This is a genomic window from Colwellia sp. MB3u-8 (assembly GCF_014076985.1).
Taxonomy (GTDB): Bacteria; Pseudomonadota; Gammaproteobacteria; order Enterobacterales; family Alteromonadaceae; genus Cognaticolwellia.
In genome coordinates this window covers 44795-69891 of the sequence record NZ_JACGVA010000037.1, presented here as the reverse complement: position 1 = coordinate 69891, position 25097 = coordinate 44795, and the positions used below count along the sequence as shown (strand labels likewise).

24 protein-coding genes are annotated in these 25097 nt (G+C 38.6%); 8 read left to right on the top strand and 16 right to left on the bottom strand.

Features of this window, described 5'->3' with window-relative positions; genetic code table 11:
• Nucleotides 1-196 precede the first annotated feature (196 nt).
• The 3 genes from add (at nucleotide 197) to deoD (ending at nucleotide 2269) form a co-directional block, all read left to right on the top strand.
• The gene (gene add, locus H4J54_RS02660) at nucleotides 197-1216 is read left to right on the top strand and encodes an adenosine deaminase (protein WP_182189309.1); all 1020 of its coding nucleotides are present in this window, start codon (nucleotides 197-199) and stop codon (nucleotides 1214-1216) included.
• Nucleotides 1217-1266: 50 nt separating this feature from the next.
• Nucleotides 1267-1437 (top strand): XapX domain-containing protein, encoded by a 171-nt coding sequence (locus H4J54_RS02655; RefSeq protein WP_182189306.1) that lies wholly within the window; start codon nucleotides 1267-1269, stop codon nucleotides 1435-1437.
• Nucleotides 1438-1564: 127 nt separating this feature from the next.
• Nucleotides 1565-2269, top strand: a complete 705-nt coding sequence (deoD, locus tag H4J54_RS02650) for a purine-nucleoside phosphorylase (protein WP_182189304.1) — start codon at nucleotides 1565-1567, stop codon at nucleotides 2267-2269.
• A gap of 112 nt (nucleotides 2270-2381) precedes the next feature.
• Here deoD and H4J54_RS02645 read toward each other — a convergent pair whose 3' ends face one another.
• The 10 genes from H4J54_RS02645 to gyrA all read right to left on the bottom strand — a co-directional run bounded on the left by H4J54_RS02645 (nucleotide 2382) and on the right by gyrA (nucleotide 13806).
• Nucleotides 2382-2684, bottom strand: coding sequence for a ComEA family DNA-binding protein (locus H4J54_RS02645; protein WP_182189301.1), 303 nt, complete (start codon nucleotides 2682-2684; stop codon nucleotides 2382-2384).
• A gap of 139 nt (nucleotides 2685-2823) precedes the next feature.
• Nucleotides 2824-3519 carry an orotidine-5'-phosphate decarboxylase gene (gene pyrF, locus H4J54_RS02640; protein ID WP_182189299.1) on the bottom strand — a complete coding sequence of 232 codons (696 nt, stop codon included), beginning with the start codon at nucleotides 3517-3519 and terminating at the stop codon, nucleotides 2824-2826.
• 120 nt (nucleotides 3520-3639) lie between these two features.
• Nucleotides 3640-4809 carry a lipopolysaccharide assembly protein LapB gene (gene lapB / locus H4J54_RS02635; protein WP_182189297.1) on the bottom strand — a complete coding sequence of 390 codons (1170 nt, stop codon included), beginning with the start codon at nucleotides 4807-4809 and terminating at the stop codon, nucleotides 3640-3642.
• A gap of 1 nt (nucleotide 4810) precedes the next feature.
• Complete coding sequence (locus H4J54_RS02630) at nucleotides 4811-5062, bottom strand: lipopolysaccharide assembly protein LapA domain-containing protein (RefSeq protein WP_182189294.1); 252 nt, start codon at nucleotides 5060-5062, stop codon at nucleotides 4811-4813.
• Between the two features lie 70 nt (nucleotides 5063-5132).
• A complete protein-coding gene (ihfB, locus tag H4J54_RS02625; RefSeq protein WP_077286743.1) occupies nucleotides 5133-5420 on the bottom strand; it encodes an integration host factor subunit beta in 288 nt (95 codons plus the stop codon).
• 98 nt (nucleotides 5421-5518) lie between these two features.
• Complete coding sequence (gene rpsA / locus H4J54_RS02620; RefSeq protein WP_146879902.1) at nucleotides 5519-7186, bottom strand: 30S ribosomal protein S1; 1668 nt, start codon at nucleotides 7184-7186, stop codon at nucleotides 5519-5521.
• Between the two features lie 96 nt (nucleotides 7187-7282).
• Nucleotides 7283-7975, bottom strand: coding sequence for a (d)CMP kinase (gene cmk, locus H4J54_RS02615; protein WP_182189292.1), 693 nt, complete (start codon nucleotides 7973-7975; stop codon nucleotides 7283-7285).
• Nucleotides 7976-8016: 41 nt separating this feature from the next.
• Nucleotides 8017-9375 (bottom strand): 3-phosphoshikimate 1-carboxyvinyltransferase, encoded by a 1359-nt coding sequence (gene aroA, locus H4J54_RS02610; RefSeq protein WP_182189289.1) that lies wholly within the window; start codon nucleotides 9373-9375, stop codon nucleotides 8017-8019.
• A 101-nt stretch (nucleotides 9376-9476) separates the two neighbouring features.
• The gene (gene serC / locus H4J54_RS02605; RefSeq protein ID WP_182189287.1) at nucleotides 9477-10559 is read right to left on the bottom strand and encodes a 3-phosphoserine/phosphohydroxythreonine transaminase; all 1083 of its coding nucleotides are present in this window, start codon (nucleotides 10557-10559) and stop codon (nucleotides 9477-9479) included.
• Nucleotides 10560-11067: 508 nt separating this feature from the next.
• Nucleotides 11068-13806 (bottom strand): DNA topoisomerase (ATP-hydrolyzing) subunit A, encoded by a 2739-nt coding sequence (gyrA, locus tag H4J54_RS02600; protein WP_182189284.1) that lies wholly within the window; start codon nucleotides 13804-13806, stop codon nucleotides 11068-11070.
• A 483-nt stretch (nucleotides 13807-14289) separates the two neighbouring features.
• Between gyrA and ubiG the strand changes: the two genes are divergently transcribed.
• The 5 genes from ubiG (at nucleotide 14290) to yfaE (ending at nucleotide 20297) form a co-directional block, all read left to right on the top strand.
• Complete coding sequence (gene ubiG, locus H4J54_RS02595) at nucleotides 14290-14997, top strand: bifunctional 2-polyprenyl-6-hydroxyphenol methylase/3-demethylubiquinol 3-O-methyltransferase UbiG (protein ID WP_182189282.1); 708 nt, start codon at nucleotides 14290-14292, stop codon at nucleotides 14995-14997.
• Between the two features lie 127 nt (nucleotides 14998-15124).
• Nucleotides 15125-15802, top strand: a complete 678-nt coding sequence (locus H4J54_RS02590; RefSeq protein ID WP_182189279.1) for an HAD family hydrolase — start codon at nucleotides 15125-15127, stop codon at nucleotides 15800-15802.
• Nucleotides 15803-16490: 688 nt separating this feature from the next.
• Complete coding sequence (gene nrdA, locus H4J54_RS02585; RefSeq protein ID WP_182189277.1) at nucleotides 16491-18761, top strand: class 1a ribonucleoside-diphosphate reductase subunit alpha; 2271 nt, start codon at nucleotides 16491-16493, stop codon at nucleotides 18759-18761.
• A 142-nt stretch (nucleotides 18762-18903) separates the two neighbouring features.
• Nucleotides 18904-20034 carry a class Ia ribonucleoside-diphosphate reductase subunit beta gene (nrdB, locus tag H4J54_RS02580; protein WP_182189274.1) on the top strand — a complete coding sequence of 377 codons (1131 nt, stop codon included), beginning with the start codon at nucleotides 18904-18906 and terminating at the stop codon, nucleotides 20032-20034.
• 5 nt (nucleotides 20035-20039) lie between these two features.
• Entirely contained in the window at nucleotides 20040-20297 is a 258-nt protein-coding gene (gene yfaE / locus H4J54_RS02575) for a class I ribonucleotide reductase maintenance protein YfaE (RefSeq protein ID WP_182189629.1), read from the top strand.
• 191 nt (nucleotides 20298-20488) lie between these two features.
• Here the strand turns inward: yfaE and H4J54_RS02570 are convergent, their stop codons facing one another.
• The 6 genes from H4J54_RS02570 to H4J54_RS02545 form a co-directional block, all read right to left on the bottom strand.
• Nucleotides 20489-20662, bottom strand: coding sequence for a hypothetical protein (locus H4J54_RS02570; protein ID WP_182189271.1), 174 nt, complete (start codon nucleotides 20660-20662; stop codon nucleotides 20489-20491).
• 26 nt (nucleotides 20663-20688) lie between these two features.
• Entirely contained in the window at nucleotides 20689-21054 is a 366-nt protein-coding gene (locus H4J54_RS02565; protein WP_182189269.1) for a cupredoxin domain-containing protein, read from the bottom strand.
• A gap of 15 nt (nucleotides 21055-21069) precedes the next feature.
• Complete coding sequence (locus H4J54_RS02560; protein ID WP_182189267.1) at nucleotides 21070-23334, bottom strand: heavy metal translocating P-type ATPase; 2265 nt, start codon at nucleotides 23332-23334, stop codon at nucleotides 21070-21072.
• Entirely contained in the window at nucleotides 23327-23755 is a 429-nt protein-coding gene (locus tag H4J54_RS02555; protein WP_182189264.1) for a MerR family DNA-binding protein, read from the bottom strand. Before H4J54_RS02555 ends, H4J54_RS02560 begins: the two co-directional genes overlap by 8 nt.
• A 275-nt stretch (nucleotides 23756-24030) precedes the next feature.
• Nucleotides 24031-24516 (bottom strand): DUF4440 domain-containing protein, encoded by a 486-nt coding sequence (locus H4J54_RS02550; RefSeq protein ID WP_182189262.1) that lies wholly within the window; start codon nucleotides 24514-24516, stop codon nucleotides 24031-24033.
• Between the two features lie 32 nt (nucleotides 24517-24548).
• A complete protein-coding gene (locus H4J54_RS02545; RefSeq protein ID WP_182189260.1) occupies nucleotides 24549-25082 on the bottom strand; it encodes a cytochrome c in 534 nt (177 codons plus the stop codon).
• Between the last annotated feature and the right edge of the window lie 15 nt (nucleotides 25083-25097).

Here is a 25097-nt window from a genome sequence, read left to right as displayed (position 1 = left end):
TCAATATTTACGTCTAGACACCTAGATGATTAGCCTCTTGGTTAATTTATCAGTGTTATCACGCTAATAGCAACATAAAATACGAAAAAGACGGTATAATAAAATCATCTTACATCAGAGCAAGATAAATACGCTTATTGTAGAAAACTCTGGTCGTATTTTTCATCAAACATATTCATCTAGGTTGCCAATAACTATGACGCATTCTCAGCTACCATTAATTGATTTACACCGACATTTAGACGGTAATATCCGCCCTAAAACCATTTGGGCATTAGCACAACAACATCACATCGTTTTGCCTGAAACTGACTTTGAAGCCTTTATTCCACATGTGCAAGTACAAGGTAGTGAAAGCGATTTATTAGCTTTTCTCAGTAAACTTGATTGGGGCGTTGCTGTGCTTAAAACCTTAGATGACTGTAAGCGCATAGCGTTTGAAAACGTTGAAGATGCCTTTAACGCGGGTATTCATTATGCAGAATTACGTTTCTCACCCTATTACATGGCCATGAATAATAACCTTGTGGTTGCTGATGTTGTTGCCGCGGTTATTGATGGCGTTAACGCAGCATGTAAAATATATGACGTAAAAATTAACCTGATTGGTATTTTGAGTCGAACCTTTGGTGTAGAAAAGTGCCAAGCAGAGTTAGACGCCCTACTTACTCATAAGCAACATTTAATTGCGATTGATTTAGCTGGAGATGAATACAATTTTCCGGGTGAAATGTTTGTCGATCATTTTAATCAAGTACAAAAAGCACAATTAAATGCCACTATCCATGCGGGTGAAGCTGCAGGACCTGAAAGCATTTGGCAAGCTATAAACCAACTGCATGCTAAGCGCATTGGTCATGGTGTTGCATGTCATCGCGACGAGAAGCTTATGGATTATATGGTAAAGCATGATATTGCTATTGAGTCTTGTTTAACGTCGAACTATCAAACTGGTACTATTAAAGATTTAAGTCAACATCCCATTAAAGACTTTCTAGCCCGTGGATTATTGGTTTGTTTAAATACTGACGACCCTGCGGTACAAGGTATTGAGCTAAAAAATGAATATGATCTTGCTCGTAATACCCTAGGTTTTGATGATAACGATATAAAGCAGCTGCAAGAAAACTCGCTTAAAGCGAGCTTTTTATCAGATAGTGAAAAATCAGCATTAAAGCATAAAGTGCTAAATAATGACTCAAGCTCATTGTTGTAATTGTTGATCTTAAGTTAAAATAATTAATTAACAATCAACTAGGAGAACACGTGTACGAAGTTATTATCGCGACAATAACAGGTATTGTGGTGGGCTTGATATTTTCATTACTGAAATTACCCATACCTGCACCCCCTGTTTTATCAGGTATTGCCGGAATTTTCGGCATTTATTTAGGCAGCATCGGTTATCACTGGATCATCGAGCGCTTTTTCAGTTAGAATTCTACTTTCAACATTTAAAAAACATATCAGTAAAACACCCTTGATAGCGGCTGAATTGATACCATATATCGGCAATGGCTAAAAACTTACTGTGATTGAACACCATTAACAAAGGTTAACTCTCATGGCAACAGCACACATAGAAGCAAACGCAGGTGATTTCGCTAAAACGGTACTTATGCCGGGCGACCCACTACGCGCAAAATATATAGCAGAAAATTTTCTTGATGATGCAAAATGTGTCACCCGTGTACGTAATATGTTTGGCTACACAGGTAGCTATAAAGGCAAACCCGTTTCAGTGATGGGCTCAGGAATGGGTATACCTTCTATTTCAATCTACGCGACAGAATTGTATAAAGACTATGGCGTTGAAAGCATTATTCGCATTGGCTCTTGTGGCGCAGTTCGTGATGATATAAAACTACGCGACATCATTGTTGGTATGGCCGCAAGCACAGACTCAAATGTTAATCGTTCACGTTTAAATGCCTGTGATTTCGCCGTTACCGCTGACTTTGAGTTATTATATAACGTAGTAAAAACAGCGGAAAAAACCGGTAAAAATATTCGTGTGGGTAATATTTTTACCTCTGATTTATTTTACACGCCGCAACCAGAAATGTTTGCCTTAATGGAAAAGTACGGTATTTTAGCCGTTGAAATGGAAGCAGCAGGTTTATACGGTGTTGCTGCTGAATATGGTAAAAAAGCACTGACAGTGCTAACCGTGAGCGATCATATTAAAACCGGTGAGCAAACCACAGCTGATGAACGTGAAACAACTTTCAAAGATATGATGGAATTGACCCTAGATAGCTTGTTGTAAAGATTAAGCTAGACAGTAAAAATCCAGTCTGTTGACTGGTTTTTTACTGTCTAGCTTTAACACTATATTATCTATCTTAATTACTTCACTGCTCGTGAACAATGATCAATAATTACAACTTAATCTTTCCTTTATTGAACTCTAATGTGCGCTGACCTATACCCTTAACATTTTTTAAATCATCAATAGATGTAAATGCACCATTTAACTCTCGATACGCGATGATTGCTTTTGCTCGTTTTTCTCCCACACCTTTTAATAAAGCTAAAGTTTCAATATCCGCTTTATTAATATCAATAACTTGTATTTCTTGTGATGAAATAACGGCTGGCGTTTCGTTGAAGCCTACAGCTTGAAGTGGCAATGACATTGCCGTAAATAAGATAATAAGATAATAACAGATATGCTTTTTCATAAGACCTTCCTTCTAATAAAATGAATTTCCATATAAATGAATTATCATAAATATAAATAATAATTCACTTTATTTAGGTTTAGAAGTCTTATCGTTACTTGTCAAATAGATAGGGTAATAAATAATTTAATCGTTGAAACTAACTAATTGATTGGTTAATTTCTTGTAATACAGCCTGTGGATTTTCAGCTTTAGTGATCGGTCGACCAATCACTAAATAGTCGACGCCAACATCTATTGCTTGTTGAGGTGTCATAATACGTTTTTGATCATCGGCATTGCTCCCCGCTGGGCGTATACCTGGTGTGACTAGTTTAAAGTCTTTACCTAATAATTGCTTCAGTGATTCGGCTTCCATTGCTGAACAAACAACACCGTCTAAACCCGCCTGTTTAGTCAAGGACGCTAGATGCAGTACATGTTCAGCCGGTGACTTAGTAATACCTATTCCGGCGAGATCTTCTGGCCCCATGCTGGTTAAAACCGTAACCGCAATCAATAAAGGTGCTTTATCTCCATAGGGCAATAAAGCCGCTTTGGCTTTTTCCATCATTTTAAGACCACCAGAAGCGTGTACATTAACCATCCAAACCCCTAAATCTGCAGCGGCTACAACCGCTTTAGCGACAGTATTAGGGATATCATGAAATTTTAAATCAAGAAACACATCAAAATCACGCTGAACAAGTTCTTTAACAAAATCAGGGCCAAAATGAGTAAACATTTCTTTGCCTACTTTTAATCGACAATCATTCGGCTGAATTTTATCTACAAAAGATAAGGCCTCATCTTTGTTATCAAAATCTAACGCCACAACGACTTTTGCATCTCTCATGCTGTTTTCCTTACTAGGTAAATATTGTTAATTATTATGTTTTGTCATTTGCATCAGCAAGTCAAAAATTTTAGGCTTAATCTGCTAACACTGTAAAATTGGAGCACTTAGAGTGTGGCATTACTCACCATCTAAACCCCGTATCGGTTTAAGTTGCTCCCAATCATGGCATGAAGGACATGACCAATAATGGGTGCTAGAATTAAAACCACAACTTCTACAACTATAGCGGTGCTTAACATTTAGATAAGCTGAAACAAGCTCGCGGATCACTTCAAGATTTTCAGACGTATTTTCAGACTCGCCGTCATTCATTTGCATTTTCACAAAATACTTAAAACCACGAATAGTAGGTCGGCGATTTAATGCTGTTAAGATAAATTTTTTCGCCTGATTAACCCCCTTAACTTGCTCTATATGTGATAAATATTTGATAAGCGCTGATGTAGCACCCGTTTCTTCATAAACCTTTCTGATAAATTGGAAAAATTCTTCTTCAGCATCAAGTGCTTGATAACAAATAAACATTTTTTCTATTACATCAGGGAAAAATTCTTTATCTTGCTCATAAATAGCCTTATAACATTGGCAGGCTTCATTATATTGCTGATGATTTTCATATATTTGTGCCATCAGCCAATTTGCTCGAGACGAATTAGGATCATGGATTAATGCATTGTCTAATAGCTCAATAACTTCAATAAATTCATCTTTTTCTAATGCCAAAGTAGCAAGTTCACAATAGAAATTAGCTAAAGTATGTAAGAGTTTTGTATCACGAGTTTTTGCGATGGCTTTTTTAAGCGCAATACCTTGTTGCCAATCTTTAGTTGATTGATAAATCTTCATTAAAGAGCTTAGCGATTTCAAACCATAAATTTTTGATTTTAGTAATTTATGAAACATCGCTTCAGCGCGATCATATAATCCGGCGCTAAGAAAGTCTTTTGCCAATTCAAATACCGCTTGCTGTTTAGCACTATTAGGTAGGTGTTTTTGGCGCACTAAATGCTCATGCACTTTCAGTGCTCTATCAAGCTCACCGCGACGTCTAAATAAATTTGCCATGGCAAAGTGAGCTTCTACGGTATCATCTTCAACTTTTAACGCTTCAAGTAGATAATCAATCGCTTTATCTTGTTGATTCGAAAATAAATAATTTAATCCAGTAGAATATTTAATAGAAAGTTCTTGTGTCGCTGAATGGTCGTTTTGTTTAACGCTATTGCGTCCCATAAACCAACCATAGCCCATAGCAACTGGTAACAATAAGAATAATAATCCTAGCATACTAAGATTTCTTCTCCGTATTCAGTTGATTATTTTTGCTGGTCTTTATCATGCCAAGCAGCTTCCAAAACAAAGCAAATAATAATCCTAACACAAAACCTATTGAGGTAAATAAACTGACGGCTGCAGCAACTGAAAGGTTAGTTTTTGCAATTAAATAATTTAAGGTAAGTACTTGATCATTTTGACTACCAAATACAAATGCAATGGCAAGTAAGATAAGAAAAACAATAACAGTAGTATAAAGGCGCATAATAGTTCATCCAAAACAACACAAAAAAAAGGCATGCTGATAGCATGCCGTTTAGTCATAAATTCTGCAATTACGCGATTGAAAGATTTACTCTTTCACGTAATTCTTTACCAGGTTTAAAATGTGGAACATATTTTCCATCAAGCTCGACAGACTCGCCAGTTTTTGGGTTCCGTCCCACACGAGGAGCGCGATAATGCAACGAAAAACTGCCAAAACCTCTAATTTCAATACGCTCACCTTTTGACAAAGTGTGCGCCATCATTTCAAGAATTTCTTTAATAGCTTGTTCTACATCTTTCGCAGCTAAATGATTTAATTTATCTGCTAATCTTTCAATGAGTTCTGACTTGGTCATGTGACCTCCAGTGTTCACTATAGCTTCGCGCCATCGGATTTAAACAATAAAGAAGAACTGCTTTAATGCAGCTCTTCTTCTCTTGGTATTGCTAGGAATTATATCTTAGCGTTTTTAAACGCTTCAGCCATTGCACTAAGACCAGATTCTTCTTCTGGTGCTTGGTTCAATGTATCCATAGCTTCACGCTCGTCTGCTTGATCTTTAGCTTTGATTGATAAGCTGATAGTGCGGTTCTTACGATCAACACCAACAAACTTAGTTTCAACGCTGTCATCTACAGATAATTCAGTTGTCGCATCTTCGATACGTTCACGTGAAATATCAGCAACACGAAGGTAACCTTCAACGCCTTCGGCTAATTCAATCTTAGCGCCTTTAGCGTCTACTTCAATAACCTTACCTGTAACAATAGCACCTTTTTTGTTATCTGCAAGATATTGATTAAACGGGTCATCTTCAGTTTGTTTAACACCTAAAGAGATGCGTTCACGTTCTGGATCAACCTGTAATACTACCGCTGAAATCTCATCACCTTTCTTGTATTCACGAACAGCTTCTTCACCGCCAGCCCAAGAAATATCAGATAAGTGAACAAGACCATCAATGCCGCCGTCAAGACCAATAAAGATACCAAAGTCAGTAATTGACTTGATTTTACCTGATACTTTGTCGCCTTTGTTGAAGTTCTTAGCGAACTCTTCCCAAGGGTTCGGGATACATTGTTTAAGGCCAAGAGAAATACGACGACGTTCTTCGTCAATTTCAAGCACCATAACTTCAACTGTATCACCTAAGTTAACAACTTTAGATGGGTGGATGTTTTTGTTAGTCCAATCCATTTCAGAAACGTGAACTAGACCTTCAACGCCTTCTTGAATCTCAACAAAACAACCGTAGTCAGTTAAGTTAGTTACGCGACCTGTAAGCTTAGCGCCTTCAGGGTAACGCTTAGCGATAGCAACCCATGGATCTTCGCCTAACTGCTTCATACCTAGAGATACACGAGTACGCTCACGATCGAATTTCAATACTTTAACTTGAATTTCATCACCAACATTTACGATTTCACTTGGGTGCTTAACACGTTTCCAAGCCATATCTGTGATGTGAAGTAGGCCGTCAATGCCGCCTAGGTCTACGAATGCACCGTAGTCAGTAAGATTCTTAACAATACCTTTAACTTCAATGCCTTCAGCAAGAGAAGCTAATAGTTCATCACGTTCAACACTGCTTTCTGATTCGATAACAGCACGACGAGATACAACTACGTTATTACGCTTTTGATCAAGCTTAATAACTTTAAATTCTAAATCTTTACCTTCAAGATGAGTAGTATCACGAATAGGACGTACGTCTACTAGTGAACCAGGTAAGAAAGCACGGATATTGCTAACTTCAACTGTGAAACCACCTTTAACTTTACCGTTGATAACACCGATAATAGTTTCTTTTTCTTCGTATGCTTTTTCAAGCACTTGCCATGCTTCATGACGTTTAGCGTCATCACGAGAAAGAATAGTCTCACCGAAACCATCATCTGTAGCTTTAAGCGATACATCAACTTCATCACCAACAGAGACTTCTACTTCGCCTGTAAGGCTTTTGAATTGGTCGATTGAAATAACAGATTCAGATTTTAAGCCAGCGTCAACTAAAACGTTGTCTTTTGTGATGGCGACTACAGTCCCTTTGATAATAGAACCAGGACGTGTTTCGATCGTTTTTAAGCTTTCTTCAAATAGTTGTGCAAAATTTTCAGTCATAACTTGTATATAAACTCAGTTATTAATCCAGTCAACGTCATTGTTTCATGGGGTAATTAAATAGTTGCCCAGTGCATCCTTACAGTAGGCGATAGGTTAATGTTCAGTTTGCATTAATCTTTCATTGCTAAATGAGAGGATTTTACTGACCACTTCTTCAATAGAAAGCTCAGTAGAATCAATAATTAACGCACCTTCTGCAGCAACAAGCGGCGCCACCTTGCGGTTTTGATCTCGCTCGTCTCTCAGACGTATGTCATCCAAAAGGCGCGTTATTTTAACATCAAAGCCCTTTTCTTTCAACTGATTAAATCTTCTTTGCGCCCTTTCTTCAGCGCTGGCAGTCAAAAAAACTTTAACTGGCGCATCAACAAACACTATAGTGCCCATGTCACGACCATCAGCAACTAAACCAGGTCCAACTTTAAAAGCACGCTGGCGTCGCAGTAAAGCTTCACGTACGCGAGGAAACGCAGCAACTTTCGATGCTAGAGCGCCTATTTCTTCCGTACGAATGGCGTTAGATACATCTTCGCCTTCCAAAATGACTTTACCTTCACCTTCATTACAGGTTTGAAACTGTACATCAAGATTCGCTGCTACAGGTAATAAGGACTGCTCGTCTTCTACGCTAATATTATGGTGCTGAGCCGCTACGGCTAATACACGATAAATGGCGCCACTATCTAATAAGTGCCAACCTAGTTGCTCAGCGATAATACGCGCAACGGTACCTTTACCCGCACCACTTGGTCCATCAATTGTAATTACAGGGATTTGTTGGTTCATTCAATTCTTCCTAGCTGACTTTTTTCTAACACAATAAGGTGTTAGTTACTTGGGATTAACGTCAATCCTACTTGGTTTGCTAATGCAACAAAATTTGGAAACGAGGTCGCCACATTGTCACATTCTAAAATTGTTATTTCACCTGTAGCTCTTAGAGAGCTAATAGCAAATGACATAGCGATACGATGATCGTCATGACTTTCAACCGTACCTGAAGTTAGCTGGCCACCAGTAATATCGATACCATCAGGGTAAACGGTACAATCAATACCTAGCTCAACTAAGCCATCTGCCATTGCTTGAATACGGTCACTTTCTTTAACACGTAATTCTTCAGCACCTCTTAATCGTGTCATACCCGTTGCACATGCTGCAGCAATAAATATTGCTGGAAATTCATCTATAGCAAGTGGAACATCACGTTCATCAATATCGATACCTTTAAGCGGCGAAGATGATACCACAAGATCGGCAACAGGTTCACCTCCTGCTAGCCGTTCATTTGTAACAAGTATTTTTCCATTCATTTGCTGTAAAATATTAATGGCACCTATACGTGTGGGATTCATCCCAACATTACGAATAGTTATTTGTCCTTCTTTGGCAATTAAGCCCGCTACCATAAAGAAAGTAGCGGAAGATATGTCGCCCGGCACTTGAATATCACAGGCCGTTAACTTGTGGCCACCTTCAATGGATATTTTCTTACCTTGTTCAGTTTCTATCGACTTAACCGGATAACCAAAGGCCGTTAACATGCGTTCTGTATGATCGCGCGTAATGCCAGGCTCAGTCACAGATGTTGTGCCATCTGCGTACATACCAGCCAATAACACACAAGATTTTACTTGTGCACTGGCCATGGGTAATAAATAGTCAATCGCATTAAGTTTTTCATCTGCGGCTAAACCACTACACACAACTGGGGGCGTGCCATCACTAGCGGCGGTAATATTAGCCCCCATAAGTTGTAAGGGTGTGATCACTCGCCCCATTGGACGTTTGTTTAAAGAATTATCGCCAGCCATACGAGTTTCAAACCGTTGGCCTGCTAAAATACCTGAAAGTAGTCTAATTGATGTGCCTGAGTTTCCAATATCTAATAGTCCATCTGGTTTGGTTAAACCATGTAAACCTTTACCCTGTACGGTAACATTGTGTTCGCTATCTGGGCCTTCAATTTCAATGCCCATAGCTTTAAATGTATTCATCGTTGCCAAGCAATCTTGACCAGGTAAAAAACCACTAATATGCGTGGTACCTTCAGCAAGCGCGCCAAACATTATAGAGCGATGAGAACAGGACTTATCACCCGGTACTAAAATATCTCCGCTGACTTTATGGCCAGGTTTAGCCGTTATTGTTAAGGTACTATTTTTTTTAATTTCTAGGTTTGACATTATGATTCCAGTTAAATCTTTCCTTTACGGAAACTTCCCGCTTAACCTAGGCCATTGCTTCACTAGGCTGCTATATTCATTATATTATTGAATGTTGACACTTAATGCTGTTGAGCAAAGCTGTCCATAAAATTAATCAATGCTTGCACGCCTTCTATTGGCATAGCGTTATATATACTCGCTCGCATTCCACCAACCATGCGGTGGCCTTTCAGGGCAGTTAAACCCTGGGCTTCAGCTTGTTTTACAAATTCAGCAGATAAGCTGTCATCCGTTAACCAAAAAGGTATATTCATCAAACTTCTATTTTCTGGCACTATTGAGTTTTTGTAAAAAGTACTTTGATCAATATATTGATAAAGTAACTGCGCTTTATGGTGATTAATTTCAGCAATAGCACTCACACCACCTTTAGCTAATAACCAGTCAAAAACAAGACCCGCTAAATACCAAGCATAAGTGGGTGGTGTGTTATACATTGAGCCATTTTTAGCCTGTATTTCATAGTTCAAAATTGATGGTGTATCTAAGTGCGCCTTACCCAATAAATCTTCACGTACGATAACTATAGTTAAACCCGACGGGCCAATATTTTTTTGCGCGCCGGCATAAATCAAGCCAAATTTGCTGACGTCAAATTCACGTGACAAAATCGTTGACGACATATCAGCAACCAAGGGAATATTACCGGTATTTGGCACTTCGAAAATTTCGATGCCGTCTACTGTTTCATTGGGGCAATAATGCACATAGGCGGCATCTGGGCTAATGGACCATTCGCTACTGGGTTTAATACGTTGAACGCCATCAATATGTTCTATTGCATTGAACACATTAATATTACCGTAATGACTGGCTTCTTCTGCCGCTAATTTAGACCAAGAGCCACTGACGATATAATCTGCTTTTTTAGTCTCACCCAACAAGTTTAAGGCAACAGCAGAAAACTGACCACGACCTCCACCATGACAAAAAAGCACTTTATAATTTTCAGGAATAGCCATCAGCTTACGTAAATTTGCTTCAGCTTGTCCTGCAACAACAAGAAACTCTTTACTTCTATGGCTCAGTTCCATCACAGAGCTACCGGTATCGGCAAAATTTAAAAATTCACTCTGCGCTTTGTTCATTACATCGACAGGTAACATCGCAGGACCTGCGCAAAAATTGTAAACACTAGACATTTAACACTACACCCTTATTTATTAAACTTATTAAATTATAATTGGCCTGACATTGGGTCATCAATAGCAAGTTATTCTATTATCTCACGATATTATACCAGTTCCATTAAATTTGTGATCTTGTTGTGCGCAGGAAAAATAAATCAAAGCACAGGTTTATGGTTCCAAACTAAATCTAAGTACTCACCTTTATATGAACAACACAGCCTAGGGCTATTTTAACGAGCACAAGTGGATAATAACTAAATGGTATGAGTATTTTACCCAATTAATTACCTGTTCATTTTTAATGATGAAAATGAACAAGTAGTTCACTTAATTAATCAAATTGCTATGATAGCCACTGTAAAAATTCACATGAAATTTAGCCGCTACTAGCATACCTGTTTGGTACCTAGCATCAATTCAAAAATAGAATTTGATATAACCATTATCAAGCTAATTAAATGGCTAAATTTTACGCATAAAAAAAGGCGGTTATAACCGCCTTTTTATAAATTAACGACAGTTACTCTGGAGTATCGTCATTATTGAGTGTTGGCTCATCGCCTTCGCTCTCTATATCAATATCAATATCAGGCGCGTTGACTTGCTCACCCTCCATGACTTGAGTTGGCACTAGCTCGCCATCCTCGTTTTCTTCAAATACTTCAACTTCTGCTATTTCATCGATACGTTGTAAGGCAACAACATGTTCACCTTCCATGGTACGAATGATACGAACACCTTGAGTATTACGACCAATAACACTAACTTCACTAACACGAGTACGCACTAGGGTACCATTATCTGTGATCAGCATGATTTCGTCTTGTTCTTCAACTTGCACCGCGCCAACAACAGGGCCGTTGCGTTCGCTGACTTTAATTGAAACAACACCTTTGGTTGCACGACTCTTCGCAGGATACTCATCTAATGCCGTACGCTTACCGTAGCCATTTTCAGTAATGGTCATGATTGGACCATCATTGGTAGGCACAATTAAAGAAACGACTTTTTGCTCACCCTCTAACTTGATACCACGAACACCCGTACCTGTACGACCAATAGGTTTTAATGCCCATTGCTCTAGACCTGTTTCAGGATCAATTTTTATTTCGCCTGTTTCACTGTCACGTCTTTTTTCATTAAAGCGCACTACTTTACCAGCGTCAGAGAACAACATAATGTCGTTAGTTCCGTCAGTAATAGCAACACCAATGAGGGTATCATCATCACGTAAATTCAGCGCAATAATACCATTAGCACGTTGATTTTTATAAGCGGTCAAAGCGGTTTTCTTCACCGTACCTGACGCTGTTGCCATAATAATGTATTTATCTTCTTCGTATTCGCGTACAGGTAAAATAGCCGTAATACGTTCACCTTTATCAAGCGGTAAAATATTAACGATTGGACGACCACGAGCGGTACGACTTGCTAATGGCAATTGGTATACTTTTAACCAATAGAGTTTACCGCGGTCAGAGAAACATAAAATGGTGTCATGTGTGTTGGCAATCAGTAAGCGTTCAATGAAGTCTTCTTCTTTCATTTTCGTCGCTGCTTTACCTTTACCACCGCGACGTTGCGCTTGATAATCACTTAATATTTGATACTTAACATAACCTTCATGAGAAAGCGTTACCACCACATCTTCTTCGGTGATCAAATCTTCCATAGATAAATCATGTGAGGCATTCGTAATTTCAGTGCGACGTTCATCACCAAATTCATCACGAATCGCTTCAAGCTCTTCACGAATAACTTCCATTAAGCGAGCAGGTGTTGCCAAGATATAAAGTAATTCAGCAATTACATCTAATAATACCTTATATTCACTTAAAATTTTCTCGTGTTCTAAGCCCGTTAACTTATGTAAACGTAAATCAAGAATGGCCTGTGCTTGTGGTGGCGTTAAAAAATATTGTCCATCACGAATACCAAACTCTTCTTCAACCCACTCAGGACGTGCAGCGTCATCACCGGCAGCAGCTAACATGTCAGCCACAAGACCTAAGTCCCAGCCACAAGCTAATAATTGCTCTTTTGCTTCGCCTGGTGTTGGTGATTTTTTAATTAATGCGATAATGGGGTCGATGTTAGAAAGTGCAATCGACAAACCTTCCAATAAATGTGCGCGTTCTCGTGCTTTGCGCAACTCAAAGATAGTTCTGCGTGTTACCACCTCACGACGGTGTAAAACAAAGGCATCAATCATTTCACGCAGGTTAAATAGTTTAGGTTGACCGTTGGTCAAAGCCACCATATTTAAACCAAATGAAACTTGCATTTGAGTAAGCTTATATAAGTTATTTAAAATAACTTCGCCCACTTCACCACGTTTCACTTCTATCACCATACGCATGCCGTCTTTATCAGACTCATCACGTAAAGCAGAAATACCTTCTAAACGTTTTTCTTTCACCAAGTCGGCCATTTTTTCAATCAAACGGGCCTTGTTAACTTGATAAGGTAATTCGTAAACAACAATGGTTTCTTTACCCGACTTCTCATCAACTTCGATTCTAGCTCGAGCACGAATTTTAATTTTACCACGGCCAGTAAGATAAGCTTCTTGAATACCCGCTCGACCGCTGATAATGCCCGCTGTCGGAAAGTCTGGACCGGGAATATATTCTAATAATTCTTCAAAACTAATATCGTCATTTTCTATAACAGCTAAACAACCATTAATAACTTCAGTTAAGTTATGAGGAGGAATATTAGTTGCCATACCTACTGCGATACCTGAGGTACCATTAACAAGTAGGTTAGGAATGCGCGTTGGCATTACCGCTGGTATCATTTCTGTGCCATCGTAGTTGGCAACGTAATCAACAGTTTCCTTGTCTAAATCAGCCAAAATAGAATGGGCGATTTTTGACATTCTAATTTCGGTATAACGCATAGCCGCCGCTGAATCACCATCAACAGAACCAAAGTTACCTTGGCCATCAACAAGCATGTAGCGTAATGAAAATGACTGCGCCATTCGAACAATAGTGTCATAAACAGCAGTATCACCATGTGGGTGATACTTACCGATAACATCGCCAACAACACGTGCTGATTTTTTATACGGCTTGTTAAAGTCGTTACCCAACACGTTCATCGCAAAAAGTACGCGACGATGCACTGGCTTTAAGCCATCACGTACATCTGGTAATGCACGACCTACGATTACACTCATCGCGTAATCTAAATAGGAGCTTTTTAGCTCGTCCTCAATATTGACAGGAGCAATATTATTCGCCAAATCGGTCATAAATTGATGGTATCCCTTAACGTAAATCTAATTCAGAAAATTTCGAAATTATTATATTTATAATTAACACAGCATACTAGCATAAATATTTGTCATGCCCTACCGCTTTGTATTGCTTAATCTTGCCGTTAAAAACGGTAAAGTTTCAAGTAAATGCTCTATATTAACCACAACAATAATATGGATTTGATTTCAGAGCTATTTATCAGCTAAATTCAAGCGCCTATACCTAGAAATATTAGCGCTGATTAGTGTTTTAAACATCTCTCATATTCAAGCACTTATTTTACCATCATTGTAACCCATATACCTACAACCTGAGTGTGAAAAAACAAAGTAATGCGGGACTAGCAATGACATTGCAAATAAAACATACATCACCATTTTTTCTGTCGATTTAAGGTCAATCAACTTTCACACTAGGCTTGCAGTAATTATTGCTTTAGAATCGACAATATTAAAAGACCAACAACAATGGTAGTTATGTCTAATCCTTTAAACGTTAATCCAGACGAAATCGCTAAATTTGAACAAGTGGCTAGCCAATGGTGGGAACTTGATGGTGATTTTAAGCCTCTACACCAAATTAACCCTTTACGCCGGCAGTTTATTTGCCAACATGTCGGCGATATTTCTGCTAAAAAAATTATTGATGTCGGCTGTGGTGGTGGCATTTTAGCAGAAAGCCTTGCGCAACTTGGTGCAGATGTTACTGGCATTGATATGGGACAAGCGCCCTTAAATGTTGCCAAACTGCATGCTTTAGAAGCCGGTGTTAGTGTCGACTATCAAAAAATAACCGCCGAAGAAAAGGCTCAACAACAGCCACAACACTACGATGTCGTTACTTGTATGGAAATGCTCGAACATGTGCCTGACCCCGAATCTATTATAAAGGCCTGTGCACAAATGGTTAAACCTGGAGGCTTTGTTTTTTTCTCTACCCTGAATAAGTCATTAAAAGCCTATTTATTGGCGATAGTCGCAGCAGAGAAGATTTTGAAGCTTGTGCCTAATGGCACTCATGACCACAAAAGTTTTATTCGCCCATCAACATTAATAGCATGGGCTGAGTCGTATGAGCTGAAATGCATCGATGCCGCCGGTATTCACTATAATCCTTTGACTGAAAATCATAAGTTAAATTCATCACTTGATGTCAACTATATTCTTTGCTGTCAACGCGTTTAGCCGTACTAGCTTAACGCTGAAACTGCCGCTTGAAATAGCATGGGTGTAAATTAACGCGTTAATAAAAAATTTTATTAACGCCGCAATCCCGCCGATAAAAATAACGATAACAAAATAGAGCGATATTATGTCAACTTCCCATCATTCCACCGTGCAACTTGCCAGCGTACTTTTTGACTTAGACGGCACACTGTTAGATACCGCTGATGATTTAGGCGCGGCATTAAATCATGTCTTAAACCATTACAATAAGCCAACTGTAGCCGCAAAAGATTATCGCCCTATTGCTTCAGACGGTGCTTTAGGATTACTAAACCTAGGTTTTGGCTCAGCCATTAAACAATATGACTATGAAGTTTTACGTCAACAATTTCTCAATTACTATCAAGAAAATATTGCTGAGCATACCTGCCTTTATCCAGGCGTTGCTCAATTACTGAATAATTTAGAAACCAACAATATACCTTGGGGTATTATCACCAACAAACCTGAGGGCTTAACAAAACTGCTTTTACCTTATTACCCTGAATTTGCAAACTGTGCTGTTATGGTCGGTGGTGACACCTTAACTAAACGAAAGCCTGATCCTGAGCCAATATTACACGCTTGTCAGCAAATTAATGTTGATCATAAACAGTGTTTTTATATTGGCGATGCTCTACGTGATATTCAAGCCGGTAATAGCGCCAAGATGACTACGTTCGTGGCTAAATGGGGATATATTCTTCACAACGAAAATTGTCAAACTTGGCAAGCAGATCATATCATCGCTAAGCCATTAGACCTACTCAGTTTTATTAACTGATACTGAGTTATTAACCAATACTGAATAATAAGCTGCACTACTCTGTTAGCTTTAGAACAGTGTTAGAGCAGCTTTACTTTGCTTATGACATTAAGCGATTAACCCGTTTTACTGACAGTAAATCTAGCCCAATGCCAAATGAGTATGAATATTAAAAACAGCACACTTTAGTGGCTAATCACCCCTTCTTATTCACTAGCGTTTTAACTAATAGCATCAAAATATCATCTATTAGCGTTGATAAAATAATCATTCGTCAATTAATGCGTCCAAGAATCAACTAAAAACATAAGCCATTGAATATTAACACTTATTATTTTCATATTACCTTTAGTCATATAAAATATAAAAAATAACTTAAAATAATTTAGGACTAAAAAAAAATAAAAATAACCGTTGCGTTTTAGAAAAATCAAAATTGAAAAGAGCTACTAAGTTAGTTGTTACTAACAGAACTTTCACTGTAAAAAAAGCAACCAATATTCGACAACTTTTGTTCTTGCAATATCACGCAAACCGCACTATCTTGTGATCAGTTTCGTAAAAACCCCAAGATATAGTGCATTTTTCATTCAAAGGCATTTTGAATGAAATACAATTTACCTTGTGTAATATCATCTTGAGGCAATTAACATTATATCCATCTATTTTGGGTGTTTATAACAACAAACAGATTTACAGGTACTGCATGACTAACAAACTTTTTGTCACAAAACGCAATGGTTCAAAAGAACTGATCGACTTAGAAAAAATCCATAAAGTAATTGCTTGGGCTGCTGAAGACCTAGACAATGTCTCGGTCTCTCAAGTTGAACTGAAGTCTCATATTCAGTTCTATGATGGTATTAAAACGTCTGACATTCATGAAACTATTATTAAAGCAGCGGCTGATTTGATCTCAGAAGAAACACCTGATTATCAATATTTATCAGCGCGCTTAGCTATATTCCATTTGCGCAAAAAAGCCTACGGCCAGTTTGAGCCACCTAAGCTTTACCCACATGTCGTCAGCTTAGTAGAGGCAGGTAAATACGATCAGCATTTATTAATTGATTACACTGCTGACGAATTTGAACAGTTAGAAAGCTTTATGGACCACGGCCGTGATTTAAATTTCAGTTACGCAGCCGTAAAACAGTTAGAAGGTAAATACCTAGTACAAAACCGTGTCACCGGTGAAATTTATGAAAGTGCACAATTTCTTTATATTTTAGTCGCGGCTTGTTTATTCGCTAAATACCCGAAAGAAACGCGCTTGGATTATGTTAAAGGTTTTTATGATGCTATCTCTACCTTTAAACTTTCGTTGCCAACACCTATTATGGCCGGTGTACGTACCCCCACTCGCCAGTTTTCATCATGTGTATTGATTGAATGTGGTGATAGTTTAGATTCAATCAATGCTACCTCAAGTTCCATTGTTAAGTATGTTTCTCAACGTGCTGGTATTGGTATCAATGCCGGTCGTATTCGCGCATTAGGCAGCACTATTCGCAATGGCGAAGCATTTCATACCGGTTGTATTCCATTTTATAAACACTTTCAAACCGCGGTAAAAAGCTGTTCACAAGGTGGTGTACGTGGTGGTGCAGCGACCCTGTTCTATCCACTTTGGCATTTAGAAGTTGAAAGCTTACTCGTACTTAAAAATAACCGAGGTGTTGAAGAAAACCGCGTTCGTCATCTAGATTACGGCGTACAATTTAATAAATTGATGTACCAACGTCTGATCAAAGGTCAATCTATTACTTTGTTTAGCCCAAGTGATGTACCTGGTTTATACGATGCATTCTTTGAAGATCAAGAGAAATTTGAAGCGCTTTATGTTCAATACGAAGCTGATGATTCAATTCGTAAAAAATGTATTAAAGCGATAGAACTGTTCACTTTATTTGCTCAAGAACGTGCCAGTACAGGTCGTATTTATTTACAAAACGTTGATCACTGTAATACACATTCTCCATTTGACCCCTCTGTGGCACCGATTCGTCAAAGTAATTTATGTCTAGAAATTGCCTTACCCACCAAGCCTATGGAAGATGTTAATGATCCCAATGGTGAAATTGCCCTATGTACATTATCAGCGTTTAACTTAGGTGCTATTAAAAGCCTTGACGAATTTGATGGTCTAGCTGACTTAGCCGTGCGTGCTTTAGATAGCTTATTAGATTATCAAGATTACCCAGTACCGGCAGCACATACCGCCACTATGGGGCGTCGTACATTAGGTATAGGTGTTATTAACTACGCTTATTACTTAGCAAAAAATGGGGTTTACTACTCAAACGGTAGTGCCAACAACTTAACTCACCGTACTTTTGAAGCGATTCAATACTACTTGCTAAAAGCGTCAAATCAGTTAGCTATTGAACAAGGTGCTTGCCCTAAATTTAATGAAACGCGTTTATCTCAAGGTATATTACCTATCGATACTTACAAAAAAGAAATCGATAATGTTACCGCTGAACCCTTACATTTAGACTGGGAGTCGTTGCGCGCTAGTATTAAAAAACATGGCGTTAGAAACTCAACCGTATCAGCATTAATGCCGTCAGAAACCTCATCACAAATCTCTAATGCAACTAATGGTATTGAACCGCCTCGTGGTTTAATCAGTATTAAGGCCAGTAAAGATGGTGTTTTAAAGCAAGTTGTACCTGAATATGAAAAATTAAAAGATAATTATGAACTTCTTTGGAACATTCCAAGTAATGAAGGTTATCTACAATTAGTTGGCATTATGCAAAAGTTTATCGATCAAACTATTTCAGCCAATACCAACTACGACCCTTCTCGTTTTGAAGGTGGCAAAGTGCCAATTAAACAAGTATTAAAAGATATTTTAACCGCCTACAAGCTTGGTGTTAAGACGATGTATTATCACAACACACGTGATGGTGCTGACGACAACCTAATAGAAGCCGAAGACGATTGTGCCGGCGGCGCATGTAAGATTTAAAGCACCACCAGAGGAGAACATCTGGTTTTCCTCTTTTTTTGCCAATGTATATATCTGGCATAAAAACTAATAAAAATTAGCTTAATTACTATTAAAAGATGAAATATCGCGCCTCAAACGGCGCTATTTCTAGGAGATATAAATGTCGTACACTACGTTTAACCAAACAGCTAACAATGCCTTGTTAGAGCCAATGTTTTTGGGAAACAGTGTTAATATTGCACGATACGATCAACAACGTTTTATGGCGTTTGAAAAACTGATCGAAAAACAATTATCATTTTTTTGGCGTCCAGAAGAAATTGACGTATCAAAAGACCGTGCCGATTGGCAGAGTCTAACTGACTCTGAAAAACATATTTTTATATCTAATTTAAAATATCAAACGCTACTCGATTCAATAACGGCACGTTCAGTTAACACGATATTATTGCCACTAGTTTCACTGCCTGAAGTCGAAACATGGATTGAGACCTGGGCTTTTAGTGAAACTATTCATTCTCGCTCATACACTCACATTTTACGTAATTTATTTACTGACCCTAGTGAAGTGTTTGACGACATCATGGTGAATCCGTCAATTTTGAAGCGTGCTACCAGCATCGCAAAGTATTTTGACTCGGTTATTATCACCACACAATTATTACAGTCGCAAGGCCCAGGTAATTATCAGGTTGAAGGTAAAACCCTAGAGGTTAGCGAACGTAAATTGAAAGAGCGACTATATTTAGCCATTTGTTCGGTCAATGCCTTAGAAGCTATTCGTTTTTATATTAGTTTTGCTTGTTCTTTCGCCTTTGCAGAACGTGAGTTACTTGAAGGTAATGCAAAAATCATTAAACTCATTGCCCGCGACGAAGCACTGCATTTAACGGGTACACAACATATTCTTAATAACTGGATGTCAGGTCGAGACGACCCTGAAATGCAAGAAATCTCTAAAACCATGCGTGAAGAAGGTAAAGAGATTTTCATGGATGTGGTAGAGCAAGAAAAAGAATGGGCTGATTATCTATTTAAAGATGGCTCAATGATTGGTCTTAACGCTGCTATCTTAAAGCAATACATTGAATATATTAGTAATCAACGTTTAAGCGCCATTGGCTTTGATGCACCATTTGATATAAAAAGTAACCCATTACCTTGGATGAATTCCTATTTAGTGAGTGACAATGTACAAGTAGCGCCACAAGAGACTGAGATTTCTAGCTATTTAGTTGGACAAGTTGACTCATCAGTATCAAGTGATGACTTTGATGATTTCGATTTATAGTATTGATGGCTTTTAATATTACTGTCGAGGGACAGAAGATAATGTTCCTCGATGAAGACAAAAATATTCTCAATGCTTTAGAAAGAAAAAATATTGATTCACAATTTCATTGCCGAGATGGCTTTTGTGGAACTTGTCGTTGTTTATTAAAAAAAGGCACGGTTGAGTACGCTCAATTCCCTTTGGCTTTTATCGGCGACAATGAAATTCTCACTTGCTGTTCAACGCCTACCAGCGATATAGAAATAGATATACACGGCTAAGTTTCGCCGTTATGAGCTTAAGGTTTTATGATAGTCGAACTTGGCGTTTTGGTATAACAACGCCAAGCTTGATGTTAAACATGATAGTTAACCTTTCGAGTACAATATTTTTCATCGTCTTATTGAGTAGATATTCGCTATAATTGGTGAATATCCTCAACATATTATTGAACATGACATTGAACATATTGTTAAATAATATGTTCAATGTTACCAAAGATAAAATTGATTAAATCAGAAGCTAAATAAAAGTTTGGCTTATTTTTGTTAAACAAAGCCTTGCCTAAGCCAAGTATTGAAAACCCTAAATACCTAACTACCCAACTATTTTCTCTAACACCAACGCTCTCATCTAAATCGGTCATAATACCCCCACTCCATTGGGCTATATTTACTTAACAACAATCGTGCCGTTATACATTTTCATCTGACAATGAAAGGCATATTCACCTTTTTTCATCGCTGGTAATTGTACTGAAACCGCTTTATTTAACGGTAAATCTGCACTGATTTCTAAATCAGGAAATAGCACAGTTGCCGCACAGGGACTCGCATCTTTGCGAATAAATGTAATGACCAGTGGTTTGTCTTCAAGCAATGAAATATGTGCTGGTTGATAAATTCCGTCTTCAACCACTAGCGTTATTTCACTTTTATCTTGTTCATCACTCACTTGAGTTGATGGTGCTTGGTATAACCAAAACCACCAAATAATTAACACAATTAACCCTAAGCCCACTAAATTGATTATTAACATATTGCTCTCCTTAACTTAATGATCTTGTGGTTTAAAAAAGCGTAAACGGTTGGCATTGCTGACCACAGTTAATGATGAAAATGCCATGGCAGCGCCGGCAATAACTGGACTCAGTAACAAGCCAAAAAATGGGTATAAAATTCCCGCGGCAAAAGGTATACCCGCCGCGTTGTAGATAAAGGCACCTAAAAGGTTTTGTTGGATATTACGCAGTGTGGCTTTACTCACGGCTATCGCATCCGCAAGGCCATGTAATGAACCTCTCATCAAGGTGATATCTGCGCTTTCTATCGCCACATCAGTTCCGGTACCGATAGCAAATCCAACATTGGCCAATGCCAAGGCGGGGGCGTCATTAATACCGTCCCCTGTCATGCCAACAATTTCACCTTGAGCTTGAAGCTCTGCAACTTTATTTGATTTTTCTTCTGGTAATACTTCAGCGAATACTTCGGTAATACCTACTTTTTTCGCCACTGCATTAGCTGTCGCTTTGTTGTCACCCGTGAGCATAACGACACGGATACCATTAGCCTGAAGCCTCTTTATCGCTTCAACAGAGTCTTGCTTAATGGGATCAGATACCGCGATAATGGCGGCGAGTTTGTTATCAATCGCTAAATACATAGGTGTTTTAGCTTCATCGGCAAGCTTTTGCGCTTTAGTAACAACCTCATTTAGCACGACATTGTTTTTCAACATCAACTTCTGATTGCCAAAAAGTAATTGCTGACCATGGTATATTGCTGTTACGCCATGACCTGCAATGGCTTGAAAATCAGTAGTACTTTCAAGTTCAATTTCTTGCTCAATGGCTGAGTCAACAATGGCTTGTGCCAGGGGATGTTCAGAGCCACGCTCTATACTCGCGGCTACGGTTAAAATATATTGTTCTGTGTAGCTTTCATCAGCAACAATAATATCAGTGACTTTTGGCGCACCCTCGGTGATTGTGCCGGTCTTATCGAAAATCATGGTGGTAATTTTTGAAGCGGCTTGCAAAGCTTCACCATTACGTATCAACACCCCTGCCTCAGCGGCTTTACCTACGCCAACCATTACCGACATCGGTGTGGCTAAGCCAAGAGCACAAGGGCAAGCAATGATCAAAACCGTTGTTGCTGAAACTACGGCAAAGGCTAATGTCGGCTCAGGACCAAAGTTAAGCCAGACTAACGCGCTGAAGATGGCAATGATCATCACTACCGGCACAAAGTAAGCCGAAATAACGTCAGCTAAACGGCCAATGGGTGGTTTAGAGTTTTGTGCTCTTTTAACCATATTAATAATTTGTGCTAATGCCGTGTCTTTACCCACTCGCGTTGCTTTAAATAAAATTGAACCGGTTTTATTTAAAGTACCGGCAACGATGGTATCGCCTACAATTTTTTCAACTGGCATAGGCTCACCCGTTAACATCGACTCATCGATTGAGCTGTGTCCTTGCGTTACAATGCCATCGACTGGAATTTTCTCTCCTGGTCTTACTCGTACAATGTCATTGAGTAAAACTAGCTCGATAGCGATATCTATTTCTTTCTCGTCACGCACAACACGCGCGGTTTTAGCTTGTAAACCAATTAAGCGCTTTATCGCTTCACTCGTTCTGCCTCTTGCTTTCACTTCAAGCGCTAAACCTAGGTTAATTAAGCCGATAATCATGGCTGTCGCTTCAAAATAAACATGTCGTGCCATCTCTGGTAATGCCATAGGAAAGAAAACAACGACCATGGAATAGATCCAGGCGGTGCCTGTTCCTAGCGCAATTAAGGTATCCATATTAGCGTTGTGATTTACCAGTGATTTCCACGCGCCTATATAAAAATGTTTACCTGCAAAGTACATAATGCCAGCGCATAAAACACCAATAAATAACCAAATACCGCGCTCTAGCGATGTTTCAACTGTCATAGGACCACCAAAAACACTGTAAATCATCAGCGGTACACCTAGGCCAAGAGCAATCCAAACCTGCCTTATTAAGCCGGTGTAGTATTTTTGATCAGCAAGCTCTTTTTCATCTAATAAGTCATTATCACTACGGTCACTGGCACTTTTTGCGTTATAACCTATAGCTTCAATCGCTTTTATCAGCACGTTAGGGCCAACTTTTCCAACGATAGAGACTGTGCGCAAAGCAAAGTTCATTTCTGCACTGTCTACGCCATTAATATTTTTTAACGCGGTTTCAATTTTACCCACGCAGCTTGCACAGCCTGCACCTTCAATGATCAGCTCTTGGGTATTTTGATTGTCCGTACTGCCGGTTAATTTATTCATTATTACCTCCTTGGTCTGTGTTATCTGCACTTTCAATCAGGTGACAGATCATATCTCCAGTGGGTGTTTTATCGGCTTTGTCTTGCCAATCGTTAATGGCCTTGCTTAATTTTTCACGTAACAGCAACGCCGCCTGAAACTGTTGTTCAGTTTCAGTAAGATGATGTTCAACAATGTCTCTCACTAATGGACAGGCGCTATGTCCCTTATCAGCTTCAATTAAAATACTTTTGATCTCGGCCACTGAAAAATTTAATTGCCTAGCACTTAAAATAAATTTAAGTCTATTCTGGGCACTTTTACCATAAATTTTATAGCCATTATTAGGGTTTTTACGGGCGGTAATCAACGCCATTTTGGTGTAATAACGCACCGTATCAGGTGTTGTATTTATCGCATTAGCTAATTCAGTTACTGTCATGACATGACTCCTCTTTTAAATAAGGCAAAAAATATGTTTTTAATCACATAAGGTCACTTTACACCTATGTCTAAGACACAGGTCAAATAAAAATAAAATATATCTTTGTCAGTTAGATAACCACAATAGCGCTTAATTAAGCGCAACTTTTAACGCAAACTAGTAGTTTTATTACTCTGGCTTTTATCACCTTGGTCAGTTGATACAAAAACAATCATTCGTACTAACAGCGCCAATAATCTATATATTTTCTTGCTTATTTTTAATTAGCTCAGTTAGTGTGACCAATGGATATGAACAATTTTCCATTTACCAGCTGCTTTTAAAAGCACCATGGTTTCCATACCTTCACTATTAATATCTTTCCCTTGAAACTGACCCGTTGATTTGCTTCTCGACATAGAATAAGCAATATTACCGATAACTTTGATTTGATGATCTAAGACTTCGGTATTAATTTCTGCCAAATATTTCATATCCGCAAGCATATGATGTTCCGCATATTCATCTGCTGATTTTTCTACACCGCCACCTTCAAAAATCGTCACCTTATTCGCTAATAAGGCTCTAGCTGTTACTCTGTCGCCTGATTTCAGTGCATGATGAAATTGTGCAATAGTTTTTCCCGCTTCAGTGGCAACTATTGAATTTTTGGCGACAATTTTAGCTGTATTTTTGTCATTGCTATGTGCAAGTAAGTTAAAGCTCACTGTTGCTAACAAGAGTAAAGTGACCATTAATATACTGTGAATTACTTTCATATTTTTCTCTTTATAATTATGAGGGCTATCTTTTATTCTATAGCTGTAAGTATTTGATATTGTTCAGGTGTTAAACTTGGTAGGCGTTTTATAAAAGCCACCATTGCCCAGATGCGCTGATCATCATGAGTTTTACCCCAAGCTGGCATTCCTGAGGCTTTAATGCCGTGCTTAATAACCCAGAAATTATTACGATCAGCTTGCGGATCATTACCATATTCATGGCTGTCATCGTTATAATCAGACACCGCTAAATTAGGGGGTGCAGGATATAAGCCTAAGCTCATATCACTTTCATCTTGTCCGGGCTTTAAATGACAATTAGCACACATAAACCCATAGTCAACGCCACCAGATAACAATAGTTCAGGGTCGGTTAAATCTGGCACTTTAATATTTTCAGCCGCTTTTGATATAGCGTTTTCTCTCGTTGTTTCCAAAAGCCAGTAGACTAAATCACTGTGAGGTTCATCGGCAGCTACATCGACATTACCTGAATAAATAATTGTCGCCGTAGTTCCAAGGCCTAAAAAAATAAGAATCAAGAGCCATTTAAGCATTTTCATCAGCTTTCCTTCGTC

Excerpts from the sequence above, each read along its gene's own strand:
- H4J54_RS02570 (WP_182189271.1), bottom strand. The coding sequence starts at position 20,662 with ATGACCGATTTAGATGAGAGCGTTGGTGTTAGAGAAAATAGTTGGGTA.
- serC (WP_182189287.1), bottom strand. The coding sequence starts at position 10,559 with ATGTCTAGTGTTTACAATTTTTGCGCAGGTCCTGCGATGTTACCTGTC.
- H4J54_RS02545 (WP_182189260.1), bottom strand. The coding sequence starts at position 25,082 with ATGAAAATGCTTAAATGGCTCTTGATTCTTATTTTTTTAGGCCTTGGA.
- pyrF (WP_182189299.1), bottom strand. The coding sequence starts at position 3,519 with ATGAGAGATGCAAAAGTCGTTGTGGCGTTAGATTTTGATAACAAAGAT.
- H4J54_RS02590 (WP_182189279.1), top strand. The coding sequence starts at position 15,125 with ATGTCAACTTCCCATCATTCCACCGTGCAACTTGCCAGCGTACTTTTT.
- ihfB (WP_077286743.1), bottom strand. The coding sequence starts at position 5,420 with ATGACCAAGTCAGAACTCATTGAAAGATTAGCAGATAAATTAAATCAT.
- rpsA (WP_146879902.1), bottom strand. The coding sequence starts at position 7,186 with ATGACTGAAAATTTTGCACAACTATTTGAAGAAAGCTTAAAAACGATC.
- deoD (WP_182189304.1), top strand. The coding sequence starts at position 1,565 with ATGGCAACAGCACACATAGAAGCAAACGCAGGTGATTTCGCTAAAACG.
- H4J54_RS02645 (WP_182189301.1), bottom strand. The coding sequence starts at position 2,684 with ATGAAAAAGCATATCTGTTATTATCTTATTATCTTATTTACGGCAATG.
- gyrA (WP_182189284.1), bottom strand. The coding sequence starts at position 13,806 with ATGACCGATTTGGCGAATAATATTGCTCCTGTCAATATTGAGGACGAG.
- yfaE (WP_182189629.1), top strand. The coding sequence starts at position 20,040 with ATGGCTTTTAATATTACTGTCGAGGGACAGAAGATAATGTTCCTCGAT.
- nrdB (WP_182189274.1), top strand. The coding sequence starts at position 18,904 with ATGTCGTACACTACGTTTAACCAAACAGCTAACAATGCCTTGTTAGAG.
- H4J54_RS02560 (WP_182189267.1), bottom strand. The coding sequence starts at position 23,334 with ATGAATAAATTAACCGGCAGTACGGACAATCAAAATACCCAAGAGCTG.
- H4J54_RS02550 (WP_182189262.1), bottom strand. The coding sequence starts at position 24,516 with ATGAAAGTAATTCACAGTATATTAATGGTCACTTTACTCTTGTTAGCA.
- ubiG (WP_182189282.1), top strand. The coding sequence starts at position 14,290 with ATGTCTAATCCTTTAAACGTTAATCCAGACGAAATCGCTAAATTTGAA.
- H4J54_RS02565 (WP_182189269.1), bottom strand. The coding sequence starts at position 21,054 with ATGTTAATAATCAATTTAGTGGGCTTAGGGTTAATTGTGTTAATTATT.
- lapB (WP_182189297.1), bottom strand. The coding sequence starts at position 4,809 with ATGCTAGGATTATTATTCTTATTGTTACCAGTTGCTATGGGCTATGGT.
- cmk (WP_182189292.1), bottom strand. The coding sequence starts at position 7,975 with ATGAACCAACAAATCCCTGTAATTACAATTGATGGACCAAGTGGTGCG.
- nrdA (WP_182189277.1), top strand. The coding sequence starts at position 16,491 with ATGACTAACAAACTTTTTGTCACAAAACGCAATGGTTCAAAAGAACTG.
- H4J54_RS02630 (WP_182189294.1), bottom strand. The coding sequence starts at position 5,062 with ATGCGCCTTTATACTACTGTTATTGTTTTTCTTATCTTACTTGCCATT.
- add (WP_182189309.1), top strand. The coding sequence starts at position 197 with ATGACGCATTCTCAGCTACCATTAATTGATTTACACCGACATTTAGAC.
- aroA (WP_182189289.1), bottom strand. The coding sequence starts at position 9,375 with ATGTCAAACCTAGAAATTAAAAAAAATAGTACCTTAACAATAACGGCT.
- H4J54_RS02555 (WP_182189264.1), bottom strand. The coding sequence starts at position 23,755 with ATGACAGTAACTGAATTAGCTAATGCGATAAATACAACACCTGATACG.